Source organism: Polyangium jinanense, assembly GCF_028435365.1.
In genome coordinates this window covers 113,828-131,501 of the sequence record NZ_JAGTJJ010000009.1, presented here as the reverse complement: position 1 = coordinate 131,501, position 17,674 = coordinate 113,828, and the positions used below count along the sequence as shown (strand labels likewise).

Sequence of the window (17,674 nt, the reverse complement as noted above, 5' to 3'; positions counted from 1 at the left end):
GTCTGAATGACGGCGGGAAGATCCCGACACGTGACTGGGGCATGGTCCGCATGGATCAGGCGTGTGTCCGTGGTTTATCGTCGGACTCGGAATGAAGGTGCTTCCCGTGGGCGACGGGTCTCTCACGAGCGGGCTCATGCGCGTCCTCGAGGCGTCGCTCACGGGTCCGCTCGCGCATGCCTTTCGCAATACGCGTGTCCCCGATCCCGTGGTGCTGGTCTTGTGCAAAGACGGCGGACCGGACGCGGAGAGCATCGAATGCGCCGTCGAGTCGACGGAGCGCGCCACCCAGGTGCTCGTCGATATGGCCGCCGCGCGTGGGGACGACCTGCCTGCCCGGGTCGCGCGGGTGCTCCGTACCCTGGACAGGCCCCTCGGGTTCGTTCCGTGCGTCGCGGGCGCCGACGACAAGATTGTGCTCGTGCTCCTCGAGCTGGCCGCCCTCGAAAACAGGGGGGCGAACAACAATGCTTTGTAATGAGCCGCCTCGAACGCATGCGCCGAAGGGTTGTTCATGAGCAAGGAACCTAGCCCCCATGACACCGCACTCCCTCGTCCCCAGCATCCTGCTCGTCGATGACCATCCCTCGAACCTGCTCGCTCTGGAGGCCGTGCTGGAGCCCCTCGGGATGCACCTCGTGCGGGCGAGCTCGGGCAAAGAGGCGCTGACGCATCTCTTGCGCGAGGAGTTCGCGGCCATCGTGCTCGACGTGCAGATGCCGGACATGGACGGGTTCGAGGTCGCAGGGCTGATCCGAAGGCGCGAGCGCACGAAGGAAGTGCCGATCATCTTCATCTCGGCGATCCATCGCGACGACACCTATCACGCCAAAGGGTATGCGCACGGCGCGGTCGATTACATCCCCAAGCCGTTCAGCCCCGACATCCTGCGGGCAAAAGTGTCGACGCTGGCCGACCTCTGGCGCCGCGGCGAGGTCACGCGCCTGCGCGAGGCCATGCAATTCGAGCGGGAGCGGGCCGAGCTCGTCGCCCGCGAAAAGCGCGCCCTGGCCGAGGCCGCGAGGACGGCCGCGGTGCTCGAAGCGGTGGTCGGGCGGTCGCCGATCGGGCTCGCCATCGTGGATGCGGACCTGCGCTGCGAGCGCATCAATGCCGCGCTCGCCCGGGCGATGAACTGCGCGCCCGCCGAGGCCCACCTCGGCCTCCCGCTGGCCGAGATTCTCCCCGAGGGACCGGACACGATGGCCCTCGCCGAGCACGTTCGGAAGGTCTTCGCTACGGGCGAGCCGCTTTTCGACGTGGAAGTGGCCTGGCAAGCGCACCGCCGCGCGCTCGCGAGCTTCCATCCGGTGTGCGTGGAGGGCCGCGTCGAGCGGGTCGCATTGACGGTCGTCGACGCGAAAAGCCGCCGCGTCGAGGGATAGGGCTCGTCAGTCCTCCACCCATTGCACGACGCGATCGATCGGCTTTCGCCCGGGCGGCGGCGCGTCGCCCACGGGGTATCCGAGCGCCACGGCGCCGACCATCCGGAACGGCTCCCGGATGCCGAGCAGCCCCTCGATTTCGGGCTTCGCGATCATCGGGCCCGCCATCCAGCAGGCGCCGAGGCCCTCGGCGTGCGCCTGGAGGAGCATCGCCATCACGGCCGCGCTCGTCGAGCAGAGCTCGGCCTGCATGCTGCGAGCCGTATGGTACTGCGAAGGATCCCCGCCGCCCGAGGTGATGAGGTCGGCGATGAGGTCGGGGTAATCGCGCCATTGTGGCACCACGATGGCCGCGGCGCTCTCCAGCGGCTCGTGGAAAAAATCGCCGTAGTTGGCAAAATCCTCGGCATGGTGGCCACGGTGGATGATCGCCTTGATCTCCTCGGCCCGTGCCCGCACGGCGGCGGCGATTTGCTTGCGTTTGTCCGGGGCCGTGACGACCGTGAACCGCCACGGCTGCCGGTTCGTGTTGGAGGGCGCGGTGATCGCGGCTTGCACGAGCCGGGCGAGTACCTCCTTCGGCACGGGCGTGTCCTCGAATTCTCGGCGCGATCGCCGCGTTTCGAGCCACGCCAGCATTCCCGGGCCCCCGATCCCGCCCGGGCCGCTCATTCCAGCTTGAATCCGCCGTCCACGTTCCATATCTGTCCTGTCACGTAGCTCGCCTCGTCCGAGACGAGGAAAGCGACGACCGCCGCGATTTCCTCGGGGCGGCCGACGCGCTTGAGCAGGATGCGTTTCGCGAGTTCCTCCGGCGCGATGGCCCGGAGCTCGGCCGTCATGTCGGTCTCGACGAGGCCCGGCGCGACGGCGTTCACACGCACGCCGCGCGGCGCAAGCTCGACCGCGAGCGCGCGGGTGAACGACTCGACGGCGCCCTTCGAGGCGGCATAAAGCGATTGCCCGCGGCCCGGGCGCTGCGCGGCCACGCTGGAGACGTTGACGATCGCGCCGCGCCGCCGCGAAATGAAGCGCCGCGCGGCCTCGCGGCAGCAATGCACCACGCCCGCGGCGTTCGTCTCGAAGACGTGATTATAATCGTCGTCGGTGCTCGCCCCGAGGAGGCCGTCGCGCGTGACGCCGGCATTGCAGACGAGCGCGTCGAGCGGCCCGAGCGTGTTTTCGGCCTGCTCGAAGAGGGAGGCGACCTCCGCGGGGCGCGAGACGTCGGCGCGGAGAGCGACGGCCCGCGCGCCGAGCGCCTCCACGGCGGCCACGGTCTTTTGCGCCGCGTCCTCGTCGTTTCGATAATCGACGGCGACGGCATATCCGCGCCGACCGAGCGCCTCCGCAATGGCGCGTCCGATGCCGCGCGAGGCGCCCGTGACGAGCGCGACGCGGGATCGCTCCTTGGTGTCGCTCATGGAACCTCCACGCGCAGGGCGCCCGCGAGCCCCGGCATGCCCGCCGAGAGGGCCAATGCCGAGCGAGAGCGTGTCTCCTCGGCGCGCACGAGCGGGCGGAGTGGGCCTTCGGCGGGACGATCGAGGCCCGCGATGGGCGGCAGCGTGCCCGCGCGGAGCGCCTCGGCGAGCAGGATCGCCTGCACGACCGCCGTCGCGCCGCCGAGCTGGCCCGTGGAAGCGGTCAACGCGAGGAGCGTGGCCGAGGGGCCGAGCACGTCGGCGAGGGCCGCGCGTTCAGCCGCGTCGCGCACGGGCGAGGCGAGCGCGGCGCCGTCGACGATCGTGTCACCCGCGGAGAGAGCGGCCGCGAGGGAGGCGATCGCGCGCGGGGTGGGAAAGTCCACGGCGCCATCGGCCGTTGCCGCGGCCGAGACGAACGAAATCGCTCGCTCTCCTGCATCCTCGGGCCGCTCCAGCACGACGGCCGCGGCCGCCTCGCCCGGCACGATCCCCGCCGCGCGCTCGTCGTACGGGGCCACGACCGCCGCGGGCGTGGCCGCCTTCGTCGCGGCGCCCGACACGCCGAGCGACAGAATCGTCTCTGGCTCGACGAGCGAGTCGTACGCGAAGACGAGCGCCGCATCGACGCTCCCCATGGCGAGGGCGACGATGGCCGAGCGGAGCGCCTGCGCCCCCGCATTCGAGCCCGCTGTGGTCGTGCCGTCGCCCTTGCTGTCGACGTCGATCGACAGGAGCGCGTGCGCGTTGTTCGACAGGTGAAACAACATCCAGAACGGGTGCAACAAGGAAAAACCCTGCGCCCATGCGCCCGTCGCACGCGCGTCGCCCGCCTGCCGTTCGAGCACGGGCATCAGATCGTCCCAGTGCGCGCGCAGGCCTCCATAACCGCAAAAAAGCCCGAGCCGCGCGCCTTTCGCGGGTGCGCCCGAGCGGGCGAGGGCCTCGGCCCCGACCTCCATGCCGAAGAGCCCCATCCGTTTGACGAATTTGCGGTGCTTCGTCGGCCGGGGAGCCCCGGGGATCGTGGCGGCGAGGCGGCAGGCGTAGGTGCTCGCGTCGAAATGGGCGTTCGGGGCCGCCGCGCGCTCGCCGGCGAGGAGCCTCCGGAGCACGGCCGCGGCGTCGTCACCGAGTGGGGTGCGCAGGGCAAACCCCGTGACGGCCATGCGGCCCGCGTGGTTCACCGGGGTCTCCCGAGGACCACGCTCACGTTTTGCCCGCCAAACCCGAACGAGTTCGAGAGCACGTAGTCGACACGTTTGCCGAGGGGCCTCGGGCCGATCACGTTGATCGGGCACTCCGGATCCGGCTCCTCGAAATGCGCCGTCCCGGGGAGCAGATCCCGCGTGAACGCGAGCAGGCACGCGGCGAGCTCGATCGCGCCCGCGGCGGCCATCAGGTGGCCGACGGCGCCCTTGATGCTCGACGTGGGCACGTCGCCGAAAAGCGCGCGGATCGCCTTGGCCTCGGCCGCATCGTTGAGCGGCGTCCCGGTGCCGTGGGCATTGACGTACCCGATGTCCGCAGCAGTGAGGTTGGCATGACGAACGGCGCGCTCCATGGTCGCGAGCGCGCGGGATCCGTCGGGGCGGGGCGCCGTCGCGCGGTAGGCGTCCTGCGTGGTCGCGTAGCCGGCAATGGCCGCGAGCGGCTCCGCGCCGCGCGCGCGCGCTCGGGATTCCTCCTCGACGACGAACATCGCCGCGCCTTCGCCGACGACGAGCCCGTCGCGCCGGCGATCGAACGGCCTGCACGCCGAGGCCTCGGCGCGCGGCGAGGGGGCGCCGAGACGCGACATGCCGCCGATGCCGAGCGGGTTGACCATCGAGTCCGCCGCGCCGCAGAGGACGACGTCGACCGCGCCCCGCTCGATGAGCGAGGCCGCGTGCGCGACGGCCATGCCGCCCGCCGCGCAAGCCGAGGCGTGCACGGCGACGCGGCCCGAGAGGCCCACGACAGCGCGGATCTTCTCGGCCGTGAGGTCGACACGCGAGCGGAACCGAACGCCCTCGCCGCCCGCGAGATCACCAGCGCCGACGCGGAGCTCGCCCTCGTGGAGCTGCTCCGCGAGGTCCTCCAGGAACGCCTGTTCGAGCCCGAGGCCGATGGAGAGCGTGCCCTTGCGCTCGGCCGTCCCGCATCGCGCATGGCGCCACGCCTCGGCCGCCGCGACGACGCCGAAGCATACCTTGCGGTCGCGGAGGAGGCCCGCGTCTTCCCACGTCCCGGCCTCGCCGACGTGCAGCAGGACGCCGCGGTGTTTTTCCAGGAAGACCGCGTCCGTCTTCTCGATCGGCACCTCGCCCGCCACGCGCGTGGGGAACGTGCGCGCGTCGAAGCTGCGAATCGGACCAACCGCGCTGCGGCCCGCGGCGAGGCCGTTCGCGAGCGCCTCGTACCCGACGCCGAACGCGCTGACCGCGCCGACGCCCGTGATCACCGCGCGACGCGCGCCCATCACGCGCCCCCTTTCGCGAGCACGACCGCCCCGAGATCCCCGTCCGGGCCCGCCGAGAGGACGAGCGCACGAGGTTTGTCGAAGTGCACGAGCAGATCGAGCGCGAGCGCCCAGGCGAGCGCCGGCGTCGCGGCCAGGGATTCGCCGAGGGAGAGCGAGGTGTCGACCGAGACCTCCGTTTCGAGCACCTCCGGCAGATCCATGAGCGCCTCGCGCGCGGGCGCGCCCCAGGGCGCGAGCACGACGACGTCGCAAGGCTGATCCTCGAGCGCGTCGAACGCGGCAGGCACGGCCGCGTCGCGCAACACGCCCGTGCGGGGTACGAGCGCGCCGCGGGGGCGATCGACCGTGAACACCCGCACGGCCTCCACGTAGCCGAGCGGCGCCTCGGCCGTGGCTGCGAGCGCGAGCGCGGCCGCGCCTTCGGCCGGTGTGAGCCCTTGCCGCAAGAAGCCTTCGCGTTCGAGCTCGGCCGTCGTGACCGGGTGCAGGGCCGTGTCCGCGCCGCCGACGAGCGCGCGCTCACACGCACCCGACGCGATCGCGGCGCACGCCTCTTCGAGCGCCGTCACCGTGCCCGTGCCGCGCGAGAAAAACGCGGCGTTCGGGCCGGCGAGGCCCTCGAGGATCGCCCCGTGGCAGAGCGTGAAGTTGTTCATGATCTGGAACGCGAACAGGGGATTGCACACCTCGAGGCCTTCGCGGCCGCAGCGCGCGAGCGAGAACCGCCCGTCCTCCATGCTCGCCGCGACGAGCCGGGCGACCTCGTCCATCTCCGCGCCCGAGGCGCCGACGCCGAAGAACGCGCCGATCTCGGCGCGCCCTTCGTCCCACCGCGCCTCGGCGAGCGCGTCGCGCATGACGAGCGCGGAGAACCACGCGGCGCGCGACATGAGCTTTTTTTGCCGGACGTCCTCGGGCCGCGACGGCACGGGCGTGGCGATCTCGCACGGCAGAGGGAGGTTCTTCTCGAGCACGCGACGGCCGAGGCCGCGGCCCGCGAGGCCCGCCGTCGTCAGGGTCGAAAGGGCGACGATGGGAAGGCCTTTTCCGTCTAGGCGCATCGGCTCACCACGAGGCTCGCGTTCGCGCCGCCGAACGCGAAGGCGTTGACGAGAGCCGCTTCCACAGGTTTTCGCAAAGCCGCGCCAACGACGTGCGGCAACACGCAGGCGGGATCGGGCTCGGTGAGGCCCGCTGTCGGCAGACAGAGGCCCTCCTCGACGGCTTCGAGCGCGCACAGAAAACCGATCGCACCGGCGCCCGCGATCCAGTGCCCGACCGCGCCTTTGACCGAGCCGACGTGCACGTCCGGGAGCGCGTCGCCGAGGACCCGCCGGATCGCCGCGGCTTCGACGGCGTCGTTGAGCTGCGTGCTCGTGCCGTGCGCCTGCACGTAGCCGATCTTCACGTGGCCCGCGTCCTCGATCGCGCCGCGCATGGCCCGCTCGGCCCCATCGCCCGTCGGATCGGGCGCCGTGAGGTGATGCGCGTCGAGCGTGCGCATCGCCCCTCGGATCTCGGCGCGTGGCTCGTCGCCAGGAGACGCCGAGAGCACCACGAACGCCGCGCCTTCGCCCACGACGAAACCGTCGCGCCGCACGTCGAACGGGCACGAGACGCCACGCGCGCTCAGCGCGCCGAGCAACCCGAATCCTACGAGCATGAACGGATCGACGTCCGCGCCCACGCCGCCCGCGAGCGCGACGTCGCAAAGCCCGAGCCGGATCGCCCGCGTGGCCGAGACGATCGCAGCCGCGCCGGAGGCACAGGCGAGGGAGATCGTTTCCACGGGCCCCTCAGCGCCGATCCGCGCCGCGAGCGCCGACGCGACCGCGGCCGGCGAGACCGCGGCCGCGTGGACGGACGTCGCGAGGCCCCGCGCATCTTCGCCGAAGCGCGCGTGATCGAAGCACGCGCCGCCGCCCGCCGCGCGGGAGAGCGCGAAGATCGTTTCGTACGTGGCCCGGCCGCTCTCGGCGCCAACGAACACGCCGATTCGCGAGGGCGCGGCGTTCTCCTTTGCCTCGGCCCACGCCTCGTCTGCGGCGCGCCGCGCGAGCGCGAGGCGGCGATCTTCGGCTTCTTCGAGCGGGAAGGAAACACCCGCCGCGACCTGCGAGGGATATCCTTCGACGTCAAAATGTTTGACGGGGCCGACCGCGGATCGGCCCTCGGCGAGCGCGTCCCTCGACGCGGGCCAGGAATCGCCGAGCGGGGTGATCGCGCCTCGACCGCGCACGAAAACGCGCCTTCTCAAGGCTCCTCCGCCGCTCCGGTCAGCCATATGTCGAGCACCTCGCGCCGACGCGCGAGCACCTTGGGGTTCGTCACGCGCGCGAACGCGAAGCCGAGCTCGGCCGTCGCCACGACCTCACCGTCGACCCGCGCCGTGCCTTTCACCTGCCCGCCTTCTTCACGCGCGAGGATCGTCTCCGCTTCGAGCTCGAGTTTGTCCCCGGGCCTCACGATGCGCCGGAAGCGCGCGCGATCGACCATCGTGAGCAGCGCGTGCACGTCCTCGTGTCCCTCGGCGCGCCGGCTCGCTTCGAGCAGCACGCCGCCGAGCTGCGCGAGCGCCTCGATCACGAGCGCACCGGGCATCACGGGGTGGCCCGGAAAGTGGTCCGCGAAGGTGTCGTCCGAGAGCGACACACACTTGACACCCGTCGCGAGGCGCGGCGGTTCGAGCTGCGTGATCCGATCGAGGAGCAGGTAACGCACGTGCGGCCGAGGATAGCAGTTCGAATTGACGGCAAAGGTGCCCAGAGTGGAGAATGCGTGCTCACGAGGGGAGCGCCATGGATTGCGTTAGCTGTATCACGCCGACACGACAGGACCGTCCGCATACGTTTTTCCACCACGAGCGTGCGGCATGTCCGACGTGCCGCGAAACGCACGAGGGCCGCGTCGTGCTGCGCGGCGATAGCCCCATGCGGCTCCTGCTTTGCCCCACGTGTGGACCTTCGGAAGAAATTCTTCCCGGCACTGCAAAAGATTATGTCGACCGTTTTCTCGCGCGTGGCGAGGTCCCCGAGGGGGTCGAAGGGGAGATCGAGTTCAAGGAGACGACGTCCACCTGCCCGGGCTGCTTGACGCTCTTGCCTGCGAAGGTCGTGATCCGCGAAGGCCGCGTGTATTTCAAGAAAAACTGCGCGGCGTGTGGGCCTTCGGAGGCGCTCGTTTCAGAGGACGCGAAATATTACGTGCGCGCTTATGCGTACGCGCGCGCCGGCACCGAGCCCTTGAAGTTCGCCACGAAGGTCGAGCACGGCTGCCCCACGGATTGTGGGACCTGCAATGATCACGAGCAGCACACCTGCCTGCCGATCATCGAGGTCACCGATCACTGCAACCTCGAGTGCCCGATCTGCATCGTCGACAACCAGTACTCGAACCACATCGATCTCGACACATTTACCCGCATGATCGACACCCTCGTGGTGAACGAGGGGCAGTGCGAGTCGGTGGCGCTCTCCGGCGGCGAACCCACGAGCCACCCGCAAATCCTCGACCTCGTGCGCATCGCGAGCCGCCCCGAGATCGGACGCGTCGTGGTGATCACGAACGGCATCCGCCTCGGCAAGGACCGGGCCTTCGCGAAGGCGCTCAAGGAGAGCGGCGCGTACGTGGGTCTGCAGCTCGACGGCTTCACCGCCGATACACACGAAAAGATCCGCGGCCGCGACCTCGTGAAGGAGAAGGATGCCGCGCTCGCGGCGCTGCGCGAGCTCCAGATCCCGACGCAGATCATCTTCGTGGCCACGCGCGGGGTGAACGACGATCAGATCGGAAGAGTCGTCGAGCTCTTCCTCTCGGAAACCCATTTCCTTTCGCTGAACTTCCAGCCCGCCGCCTACACGGGCCACGGCGGCGGCCTCTTCGGGCACGATCCGATGGATCGGCTCACGATTCCGGGCGTCGTGCGGCGCGTCGACGAGCAGACGGGCGGCAAGCTCAAGGTGGAGGATTTTTTCCCGCTGCCGTGCTCGCACCCGCAATGCGTGTCGCTCACCTATCTGCTCCGCCTAGACGACGGGACGTTTTTGCCGTTCTCGCGGTTCGTCGATTTCACGAAACACGGCTCGCTCCTCCGTTCGAGCGCGACGCTCCCCGCGACGCCGGAGATGGAGCAGACGCTCCAGGACGTGCTGTACGACGTCTATGCGCGGCAAGACGAGATCGAGCGGGGGCCGGAGATCCTCGCGGCGCTCAAGCGCACGCTGAAGGTGATGTTCCCGGATCGGCCGATGACGCAGAAGGAGAGCCTGCTCATCGGCGAGCAGCAGGCGAAATCGATCTTCTTGCACCATTACATGGACAGGCACGATTTCGATCTCGAGCGCCTGCGCAAATGCTGCCACCATTATCCGCAGACGGACGGGCGGATCATGCCGGCGTGTGGCTTCAACATGTTCCACCGCGGCGCGGCGAAAGGGCCGGGGACCGTGACGCCGTCCTGGGGCAAGAAGCCCTGGGTGAAGGAAAACGGGACGACGCGTCTCTCGATCGTGAGTACATGACGAAGCTTTGCGAAGGGCACATCGCCCTGGTGACGGGCGGATCCAAGGGCCTCGGGCGGGCGATCGCCGTGACGCTCGCCCGCGAAGGGGCGCACGTCGGGTTCAACTGGACGAAATCGGAGGTCGAGGCGAAGGAGACGCTCGCCGAGATCGAGGCCCACGGGGTGCGCGGTTTTTCCTTTCGAACGAGCGTGCTCGACAAACAGGGCCTCGCCGCGGCCGTGAAGGAAATGGAGGCCGCGGTGGGGACCGTCGACGTGCTCGTGAACAACGCGGGCGTGTCCGACGTGGTTCCGCTCGCGTTGATGGACGAAGAGGACTGGGACCGCGTGATGGATACGAACGTGAAAGGCACGTTCCTCGCCACGCAGGCCGTCCTTCGGGGCATGGTCAAACTTCGGCGCGGGCGTATCCTCAACATCGGCTCGCTCGCCGGGGTGAAGATGATGCAAGCGCCGGTGCATTACTGCACGGCAAAAGCGGCCATCAAGGGTTTTACGGAGGCGCTCGCCAAGGAGATCGGGCGGTATGGGATCACGGTGAACAACCTCGCGCCCGGGGTGCTCGAGGGCGGGGTCAGCGTGAATTTGCCGAAAGGGCGGCTCGACGAGTACCTGCGGCACACGGCGCTCGGGCGGCTCGGCACGTTCCAGGAGGTCGCCGAGATGGCGGCGTTTCTGGTGTCGGATCGTTCGTCGTACGTGAATGGAGCGACCATTCTGGTGGACGGCGCCGTCTGATCACCGCCGCGCGCCGAGCGCGTGCGCCACGCCTTGCTTGAGCGTGGCGAACGTGACGAGACTCCCGAGATCATGGCCGAGCGTGACGAGCGTTCGCGCCACGTCCGCGCGAATGCCCGTGAGCAGGACGCGCGCGCCGAGGAGCGCCGCCGCGCGCGCGCACGTGACGAGAAGATTCGCGACTTGCGTGTCTAGCGCCTCGACGCCCGTGACATCGAGGATCACGAAACGCGCGTCGTGCGCCACGATGCCCTGCGTGAGCGTGCCGAGCACACCGCTCGCGCGGTCCTCGTCGATGACGCCGATGAGCGGGAGCAGGAGCGTGCCCTCGGCGATGGGCAAGAGCGGATTCGAGAGGCGCACGAGGAGCTCGGTCTGCAATTGCATCGTCTCCTCGACCACGGCGGCCGTGCGGACCACCTCCGCGGCGAGCTTCTCCGCGGTCGCGTCGGCGAACGTCGCGATCCGGATCGTGCGCCCATCGCGTTCGAAGTTCTGCGCGCGGATGCGCGCGACGAACGTGGAGCCGTCCATCCGCAGGAGCGTGGCCTCGTAGGGCTCGACGGAGCCTCGGCGCTGGTGCTCGGCGACGAGCGCGTGCGACTCGGGCGCGACGAACTCGAACGCGTGCTTGCCAATCGCATCCTCGCGCTTGCCCCGGAACATCACCTCGAACTGCGGGCTCGTGTCGATCACGACGCCGTTCTCGAAGACGGTGAGCGTCTCCTGGGTGACCTCGAGCATGTGCCGAATGCGCCATGCCTCACGTTCGAGGCGTGTTATCGTGGCTTGCGCTTCGGCGAGCTCCCGCTCGACGGCCTCGAAGCGCGAAGGGTCGAGTGCAACGCCGTTGCCCACGGCGCCATCGTAGCGTGGTCGAGGGCGTGTAAAGAGAGGAAAACGCGCGGTGGAACCCGAGAAGACGAAGCGCAAGAAACGGAGTGAGCCAAAGATCCAGATTCCGTTGCGTAAGCCCTACCGGCAGCTCGTCCCCGGCTTGATCCTGTTCGGCGCCTGCGCCGCGTTTTTCTTCCACCGTTCGAGCGTCAACGATCGGGGCCTCATCTTGAACGGCCTCTTCCACTTCGACCCCGACGGGGCGGACGTGTTTTACGCGGTGCTGGGCGTGCTCTCCGTGGGCATGAGTGTGATGGCCCTGCTCGGCATCCTTCGCTTCGCCAAGCTCGACCCCTTCGAGCTCGTCCTCGGCGCCAAGTCCTTGTCGTTCCCCGTGGGACGTCCGATGTCGATGCAGGTGATCTCGGTGCCGATACGCGAGATCGTTTCCGTGGGGTTGCAACCGCCGGAGTCGCCGAAATCGATCATCGTGCAGGTTCGTGACGGCAACGTGTACTGGATCCCGAGTAACTGGCTACCGAAGGAGTGGACCGTGCAGGACCTCAATGCGGCGCTCGTGGAGCGTCTGCGGCAGCAAGAGGACGAGAGCGCGCCCCCTGCGTCGAACGCTCGATCGTGCTAGAGGCTGCCGTCATGACCGTTCCGTTTGATCCCAACGCGCCCGCGGCCGCCGACTCCGGCATTTATGGATTGCCTTTCACGGAGGACGACGCGGCCGTCGTGCTCGTCCCCGTCCCGTGGGAAGTGACGACCTCGTACGGCGGCGGCACGTCGGGCGGCCCCGCGGCGATCCTCGAGGCGAGCCGGCAGGTGGACCTCTACGACCTCGACGTGGAAAAACCTTATGCGCCCGGCATTTTCATGCAGGACGAGGCGGAAGAGATCGCCCGGTGGAACGAGGAGGGGCGGGCGCTCGCGCAGAAGATCATCGAGGTAGGCGGCGTCGTCGAGACGGACGAGCTGCGCGCGGCGCTCGCGCGGGTGAACGAGCTCGGCGGGAAGCTGAATGCACACGTCGCGGCCGAGACGGAGCGGCTCGTGGCGAAGGGAAAGATCGTGGGAATCGTGGGCGGCGATCACGCGGTGCCGCTCGGCGCGATCGAGGTGCTCGCCCGGCGGCATCCAGGGCTCGGCGTGCTCCATTTCGACGCGCATTCGGACACGCGCCGCGCTTACGAGGGTTTTACGTTCTCGCACGCCTCGATCATGTACAACGTGCTGTCGCGCGCGGCGGGCGTCGGAAAACTCGTCCAGGTCGGGATTCGCGATGTGTGCGAGGAGGAAATGGACTACGTCGCCTCGCAGGGCGAGCGCGCGCGGGTGTTTTTTGATCGCGACCTCGCGCGGCGCAAGCTCGGGGGTGAGACGTTTGCCGCAGTCGCGCGGGAGATCGTGGATGCGCTGCCGCGCGAGGTGTGGGTGTCGTTCGACGTCGACGGGCTCGATCCGCGGTATTGCCCGCACACGGGCACGCCCGTGCCCGGCGGGCTCGATTTTCACGAGGCGGTGTACGTGATCGGCGAGGTGGTGCGATCCGGACGAACGATCGTGGGGTTTGATCTGAACGAGGTCGCCCCGGGGCCGGACGGCGACGAGTGGGACGCGAACGTGGGGGCGCGGCTGCTCTACAAGCTGATCGGATTCACGCTCGCCAGCCAGGGCAAGGCGAAGCTGCGCTGAATCGATTCAAAGGGGATTCCACAGGCTGCTGCGCGAATCGTTGCATCGACCGCACCGCGGTCGATGCACCCGAGGTCCAGGGCTGTGCCCTGGTTCGGGTCCAGGGGCGAAGAGCCCCTGGTCGGGTCCGGGGTGAAACCCCGGCGCTACGCTGTGGCAGCACCCTCTCAGGGGACCTTCGCGGGCTTGGGCACGGTCGTGCCGGTGCGCACGGCTTCGACGACGAGATCGTTCAGCGCTTTATCGGCCTTCTCGCATTTCGCGGAGACCGCGCCCATCGTCGCGCCTTTGCATTCCTTCTTGCGCTCCGTGGCCACGTTCGCGAGCGCCTCGTTTTTCTTGAGCGCCTCCTGGGTCGCGTCCTCGAGGATGCGCCACGGAATGATGGCGTGCTTGGGCTTCGACGGGGCCTGGAAGCGGACCTCCTCGGTCGAGAGGGTCGCGCAGGTGCCGTCCCAGCGGAGCACGTCGACGCTGCCCGACGCGCCGCTCACCTGCATGCCGCCCGTGTCCGCCTTCATCTGGTTGAGCACGAGCAGCTCTTCGTCGAGCGTGAGCTTCTCCTCCGCGCTCGGGCCGCCGAGCCCGTTGAACGGCGCGACCTCCTTCGCGGAGACGTAGGCGCGGCGCCAGGGCGAGCTCTTCTGGAAGAGATACAGCGCGAGCTCCGGGTAGACGCCGCTACAGAGGCGCTTGACGAAGCCCTTCGGCATGACACACGCGGCCTTGTCGTCGCCCGCGCAGGCCTCGGGGATCGATTTGCTGTCTTCCTCGGCCTTGGGCGCGTCGGCTGTCTCGGTCTTCGTCTCCGTGGAAGCTTCCGCCTGGGTCTCGGGCTTCGGCTCCTCGGCTTTCGGGGCGCTCGAGCCACAACCAGCGAGGACGAACAGGATCAGGGCCATCGAGTATCGCATGGCCGAACCCTACCAAAGACCCGTGGCAGCCGTGAAGCCCGATGATCAGGCGAGCGGCGGGCCGAGCGAGCGCGCGAGGATCGCTTCGAGCTCGGGGTCCGTGAGGTCGATCGGATTCGAACGCATGCTGCCCGCCCGCGAGCCGGCGATGATCGAGGCGAGGTCGGTCTCGGAGACGCCGTACGATCGGAGCGACGGGACACCGAGTTTGTCGCGTAAACCTTGAAACGCGTCGGCGGCGCGCTCGGGGCTGCGATCGGGGGCGTCGGGGGGCAGGAGGAGGTCGGCGACCTCGTGGGCGCGGGCGAGAGCCGGGTGGCCGGGCGCGCGGGCGCGCAAGGCGGCGACGTTCGTGGCGAAGGTGGCGGGCAAGAGGCAACCGCAGCCGGCGCCGTGCGGGACGCCGCAGAGGCCGCCGAGCGGCGCGACGAGGCCATGCACGGCGCCGAGGCCCGCATTGGCGAGCGCAATGCCGCCCCAGAGCGCCGCGAGCGCCATGGCCTCGTGCGATTCGTCCGTGGCGTGATCCTCGGCGAGCACGACGAGCGCGCGATAAGCGAGCGTGATGCCGGGGACGACGAGGACGTCGGTCATCGGCTGCGCGCCCTTCGAGAGATAGGCCTCGACGAGGTGCGTGAGCGCGTCGAGCCCGGAGGAAGCCGCGACGCTCTTCGGCGCCGTGGCAATGAGGGAAGGGTCCACGAGGGCGACGCGCGGGACCATGAGATCGCTGCGAATGCTGCGCTTGACGCGGAGCTCGGGGACACGAAGGACGCTGTTTTTCGTGACCTCCGAGCCGCTGCCCGCGGTCGTGGGGACGGCGACGAGCGGCAAAGGCGTCTTTTCGATCGTGCGGCCCGCGCCCACGGCTTCGACGTAATCGATTGCGGAACCCTCGTTCGTCGCGAGCGCGGCCGCCGCTTTCGCGGCGTCGATCACGCTTCCGCCGCCGATCGCGAGGATGACGTCGTGGCCACCTTCGCGGGCGATGCGGGCGCCTTCGTCCGCGACCGCGAGGTCGGGCTCGCCGTCCACGCAGAATCGCGCCATCGATACGCCCCGCGCGCGGAGGCCCTCTTCGATCGCGGCGAGCTTGCCGGAGCGTTCGAGCGAGCTTTTGCCGGAGACGAGGAGGCAACGCTTGCCGAAGCGGGCCACGGCGGCCGGAGCTTCGCCGAGGGTGCCCGCGCCAAACTGGATCTCGGGCGCCGTGCGGAACGAGAACTTCACGGGATCACGCGGTTCGTCAGGCCCAGGGCTCGGGGAATACGGAGGCGTATTTCTCGGAGGCGCGTGGCGCGGCCATCATCGGCGCGACGCGCTCTTTCCAGCGGAGGTAATGCGCGGTCTGCTGGTGGGCCTTGAAATCGGCCTCGGTCTGGTAGACCTCGTACAGGAAAAACCGCGTGGGATCGTCGTTGGCGCGGAGGACGTCGAAGCGGGCGTTGCCCGGCTCGGTGCGGGTGCCGCGGGCGTTGTCGAGCGTCGCCTCGAGGAAGGCGTCGACGTGATCGGCGAGCACGGAGACCTTGACGCAAACAACGTACATGACGAGCTCCCTTCAGCGTTGCGGCGCGACAAGCAGCGGCATGAGGCCGTCGAGCTCCGCCGGAGAGAGCAGGGGGCGGAGCGCTTTGATGAGCTTCTCGGCGACGACGGGATCGTCCACGCTCGAAGAATCGAAGCTGCGGAGGTTGACGCCGGTCACGAGGATGAGCCGCGAGATGAAGAACGATCCGTGCTTCTGATCGAGGAGGCGCACGGCCTGGTAGATGCCGCCCTTGGTACGACGAACGCCCGAGCTCGGTTGGCCCGACGCAGGGGTGCTCGAAGGACCACTCGTCGGCACGGTCCCCGACGAAGGCGGGAGGCGACTCGACGGCACGCTCGGCGGCGTGGACCTGTCCCCCCGCACGGAGATGGGCACGGCGTCGAAGCCGCGCGCGATCACGCCCGAGAACGATGTGGACGTAGGCGGCTGGCTGTCCGGTCCCGTGCGCGGATCATCGACGCCCGGATCGCTCCGGCGAGGGCCACGATCCGGAGGTCTTTGTGGATTGCTCACGGCTGCGATTTTCGGACAACACGGGACCAAAGTCCATGAGGAACCGCCAGGCGTGTGCGTGAGGGAGGACACGGAACATGCGGGTGACGTTCGGAGCGCCGGGGATGTCCCGTGTTGGGTGGAGACAAACCGAGGCGACAACCGCCGACGTTCGCGAGGGCGAACAGGCGAGGCTCCACGTTCTTGACTTGCCGTACGAGTCGGCTGAGATGGCGCTTCATGAGCCAGATGCCCGTCAAACCCGGCGATCTCCTGGCGCGGAAGTATCGCGTGGAGCGCGTGCTCGGCTCGGGCGCGATGGGCGTCGTCGTGGCCGCGAGGCACGTGGATCTCGGGCAGCTCGTCGCGGTGAAGTCACTCCTCACGGGTCGCGTCGTGAGCCCGGAGCAACGCGAGCGGTTTTTGCGCGAGGCGCGCGCCGCGGTGCTCTTGAAGAGCCACCACGTGGCGCGTGTGCTCGATGTGGGGGCCGACGAGAACGACGCGCCGTACATCGTGATGGAGTACCTCGACGGGCAAGACCTCGCCGCGACGCTGAAGGCGCGGAGGCAACTGCCGTTCGAGGAGGCGGTGGAGCTCGTGCTGCAAGCGTGCGAGGCCGTCGGGGAGGCGCACGCGGCGGGGATCGTGCACCGGGATCTGAAGCCGGCGAACCTGTTCCTGACGCAAGACGTGAGCGGAGCTCCGTGCGTGAAGGTGCTGGACTTCGGGATCTCGAAGCTCATGGGATCCGACGTGGCGCTGACGCACGAGTCGCAGATGCTCGGCTCGCCGCTCTACATGTCGCCGGAGCAGATGAACACGCCGAAGAGCGTGGACGCGCGGAGCGATGTGTGGGCGCTCGGGATCATTCTGTACCAGCTCGTCTGCGGGAAGACGCCGTTCCATGCGGAGACGATCCAGGCGGTGTGTGCGCTGGTGATCGCGGGGCAACCGACGCCGCTGCGGCAGTACCGAGCGGACGCGCCGGCAGGGTTCGAGGCGGTGATCCTGCGGTGCTTGGCGCGGAATCGGGAGGAGAGGTTTCGCGATGTCGGGGAGCTGGCAGCGGCGCTCGCGCCGTACGCGCCGGCGCATGCGCGGGTGTACGTGGAGCGGGTCGGGCGGGTGGTGGCGTCGCGGGGATCGCGAGGGGGGTCGTCGGCGGAGATCGTGGTGGCGGCTGTGACGGCGGCCGAGGCGACCGTGCCGCTCGCGGCATCTCCGGCGCCCGTGGTGGCGAGCTCCGGGCGCAAGAGGCCGGTATCCGTGGGCGTGTTGATCGCGTCGGGTGTCCTCGCGGCCGTGGTGGCGGGGCTGCTCGTGGTCTTCGTGCTCATGAAGCGCCCGGCGGTCGCGGAGCCGGAAGCGCGAGCGGAAGCGAGCGCAGCGGCGGGAGCGGTCGCGAAAGCACAACCGGCGATGGTCGCCGAAGCGGTGGCCGTGGATGCGGGGGCGGACGCGGCGGACGAGCCTGCCGCCCCGCCGCTCGTCTCGCCGGCGCGTGACGTCAGCCCGGTGAAAGTCGCTCCACCTCCGAAGCCGCTCACGCCGGCCAAAGCGGCCCCACGGCCCGCGAAGCGCAACGACGATCTCTACAATCCGTGAAGCAACCGCTTGCCAGGCGGCCCGCGATGGTGCGGAG

General features: G+C 69.3%; 19 protein-coding genes. 7 read left to right on the top strand and 12 right to left on the bottom strand.

Annotation, left to right across the window (positions count from 1 at the left end):
• Positions 1 to 106 precede the first annotated feature (106 nt).
• Both KEG57_RS19595 and KEG57_RS19590 read left to right on the top strand, forming a co-directional pair.
• Positions 107 to 478: a hypothetical protein gene (locus tag KEG57_RS19595; protein ID WP_272458689.1), complete on the top strand. Its 372-nt coding sequence runs from the start codon at positions 107 to 109 to the stop codon at positions 476 to 478.
• 58 nt (positions 479 to 536) lie between these two features.
• Entirely contained in the window at positions 537 to 1,385 is an 849-nt protein-coding gene (locus KEG57_RS19590; protein WP_272422579.1) for a response regulator, read from the top strand.
• A gap of 6 nt (positions 1,386 to 1,391) precedes the next feature.
• On the opposite strand, the gene KEG57_RS19585 is transcribed toward KEG57_RS19590, so the two are convergent.
• The 7 genes from KEG57_RS19585 to fabZ are packed head-to-tail and all read right to left on the bottom strand — an operon-like array spanning position 1,392 to position 7,994.
• Positions 1,392 to 2,024, bottom strand: a complete 633-nt coding sequence (locus tag KEG57_RS19585; RefSeq protein WP_272422663.1) for a nitroreductase family protein — start codon at positions 2,022 to 2,024, stop codon at positions 1,392 to 1,394.
• Positions 2,025 to 2,053: 29 nt separating this feature from the next.
• Positions 2,054 to 2,809, bottom strand: a complete 756-nt coding sequence (locus KEG57_RS19580; protein WP_272422578.1) for an SDR family NAD(P)-dependent oxidoreductase — start codon at positions 2,807 to 2,809, stop codon at positions 2,054 to 2,056.
• On the bottom strand, positions 2,806 to 3,996 hold the full coding sequence (locus KEG57_RS19575; RefSeq protein ID WP_272422577.1) for a beta-ketoacyl synthase N-terminal-like domain-containing protein: 1,191 nt from the start codon (positions 3,994 to 3,996) through the stop codon (positions 2,806 to 2,808). The genes KEG57_RS19580 and KEG57_RS19575 overlap by 4 nt, the downstream gene beginning before the upstream one ends.
• Positions 3,993 to 5,270: a beta-ketoacyl-[acyl-carrier-protein] synthase family protein gene (locus tag KEG57_RS19570; protein ID WP_272422576.1), complete on the bottom strand. Its 1,278-nt coding sequence runs from the start codon at positions 5,268 to 5,270 to the stop codon at positions 3,993 to 3,995. The genes KEG57_RS19575 and KEG57_RS19570 overlap by 4 nt, the downstream gene beginning before the upstream one ends.
• On the bottom strand, positions 5,270 to 6,334 hold the full coding sequence (locus KEG57_RS19565) for a beta-ketoacyl synthase N-terminal-like domain-containing protein (RefSeq protein ID WP_272422575.1): 1,065 nt from the start codon (positions 6,332 to 6,334) through the stop codon (positions 5,270 to 5,272). Before KEG57_RS19565 ends, KEG57_RS19570 begins: the two co-directional genes overlap by 1 nt.
• Complete coding sequence (locus tag KEG57_RS19560) at positions 6,325 to 7,512, bottom strand: beta-ketoacyl-[acyl-carrier-protein] synthase family protein (RefSeq protein WP_272422574.1); 1,188 nt, start codon at positions 7,510 to 7,512, stop codon at positions 6,325 to 6,327. Before KEG57_RS19560 ends, KEG57_RS19565 begins: the two co-directional genes overlap by 10 nt.
• Before the next feature lie 14 nt (positions 7,513 to 7,526).
• Positions 7,527 to 7,994 carry a 3-hydroxyacyl-ACP dehydratase FabZ gene (fabZ, locus tag KEG57_RS19555; protein WP_272422573.1) on the bottom strand — a complete coding sequence of 156 codons (468 nt, stop codon included), beginning with the start codon at positions 7,992 to 7,994 and terminating at the stop codon, positions 7,527 to 7,529.
• A gap of 77 nt (positions 7,995 to 8,071) precedes the next feature.
• Between fabZ and KEG57_RS19550 the strand changes: the two genes are divergently transcribed.
• Together KEG57_RS19550 and KEG57_RS19545 are read left to right on the top strand one after the other, a co-directional pair.
• Complete coding sequence (locus KEG57_RS19550; protein WP_272422572.1) at positions 8,072 to 9,793, top strand: radical SAM protein; 1,722 nt, start codon at positions 8,072 to 8,074, stop codon at positions 9,791 to 9,793.
• On the top strand, positions 9,790 to 10,533 hold the full coding sequence (locus KEG57_RS19545) for an SDR family NAD(P)-dependent oxidoreductase (RefSeq protein WP_272422571.1): 744 nt from the start codon (positions 9,790 to 9,792) through the stop codon (positions 10,531 to 10,533). The genes KEG57_RS19550 and KEG57_RS19545 overlap by 4 nt, the downstream gene beginning before the upstream one ends.
• Here KEG57_RS19545 and KEG57_RS19540 read toward each other — a convergent pair whose 3' ends face one another.
• Positions 10,534 to 11,391, bottom strand: coding sequence for an STAS domain-containing protein (locus tag KEG57_RS19540; RefSeq protein ID WP_272422570.1), 858 nt, complete (start codon positions 11,389 to 11,391; stop codon positions 10,534 to 10,536).
• 49 nt (positions 11,392 to 11,440) lie between these two features.
• Here KEG57_RS19540 and KEG57_RS19535 point away from each other — a divergent pair, with 49 nt between their 5' ends.
• Both KEG57_RS19535 and KEG57_RS19530 read left to right on the top strand, forming a co-directional pair.
• Entirely contained in the window at positions 11,441 to 12,013 is a 573-nt protein-coding gene (locus KEG57_RS19535; protein ID WP_272422569.1) for a hypothetical protein, read from the top strand.
• Between the two features lie 11 nt (positions 12,014 to 12,024).
• Positions 12,025 to 13,071: an arginase family protein gene (locus KEG57_RS19530; protein ID WP_272422568.1), complete on the top strand. Its 1,047-nt coding sequence runs from the start codon at positions 12,025 to 12,027 to the stop codon at positions 13,069 to 13,071.
• Between the two features lie 167 nt (positions 13,072 to 13,238).
• Here the strand turns inward: KEG57_RS19530 and KEG57_RS19525 are convergent, their stop codons facing one another.
• The 4 genes from KEG57_RS19525 to KEG57_RS19510 are packed head-to-tail and all read right to left on the bottom strand — an operon-like array spanning position 13,239 to position 16,050.
• Entirely contained in the window at positions 13,239 to 13,985 is a 747-nt protein-coding gene (locus KEG57_RS19525) for a hypothetical protein (protein ID WP_272422567.1), read from the bottom strand.
• 45 nt (positions 13,986 to 14,030) lie between these two features.
• A complete protein-coding gene (locus KEG57_RS19520) occupies positions 14,031 to 15,215 on the bottom strand; it encodes an iron-containing alcohol dehydrogenase (protein WP_272422566.1) in 1,185 nt (394 codons plus the stop codon).
• Between the two features lie 16 nt (positions 15,216 to 15,231).
• Positions 15,232 to 15,534, bottom strand: coding sequence for an antibiotic biosynthesis monooxygenase (locus tag KEG57_RS19515; RefSeq protein ID WP_272422565.1), 303 nt, complete (start codon positions 15,532 to 15,534; stop codon positions 15,232 to 15,234).
• Positions 15,535 to 15,546: 12 nt separating this feature from the next.
• On the bottom strand, positions 15,547 to 16,050 hold the full coding sequence (locus KEG57_RS19510; RefSeq protein ID WP_272422564.1) for a hypothetical protein: 504 nt from the start codon (positions 16,048 to 16,050) through the stop codon (positions 15,547 to 15,549).
• Positions 16,051 to 16,269: 219 nt separating this feature from the next.
• On the opposite strand from KEG57_RS19510, the gene KEG57_RS19505 reads away from it, so the two are divergent.
• On the top strand, positions 16,270 to 17,637 hold the full coding sequence (locus KEG57_RS19505) for a serine/threonine-protein kinase (protein ID WP_272422563.1): 1,368 nt from the start codon (positions 16,270 to 16,272) through the stop codon (positions 17,635 to 17,637).
• The last annotated feature ends 37 nt before the right edge of the window (positions 17,638 to 17,674 follow it).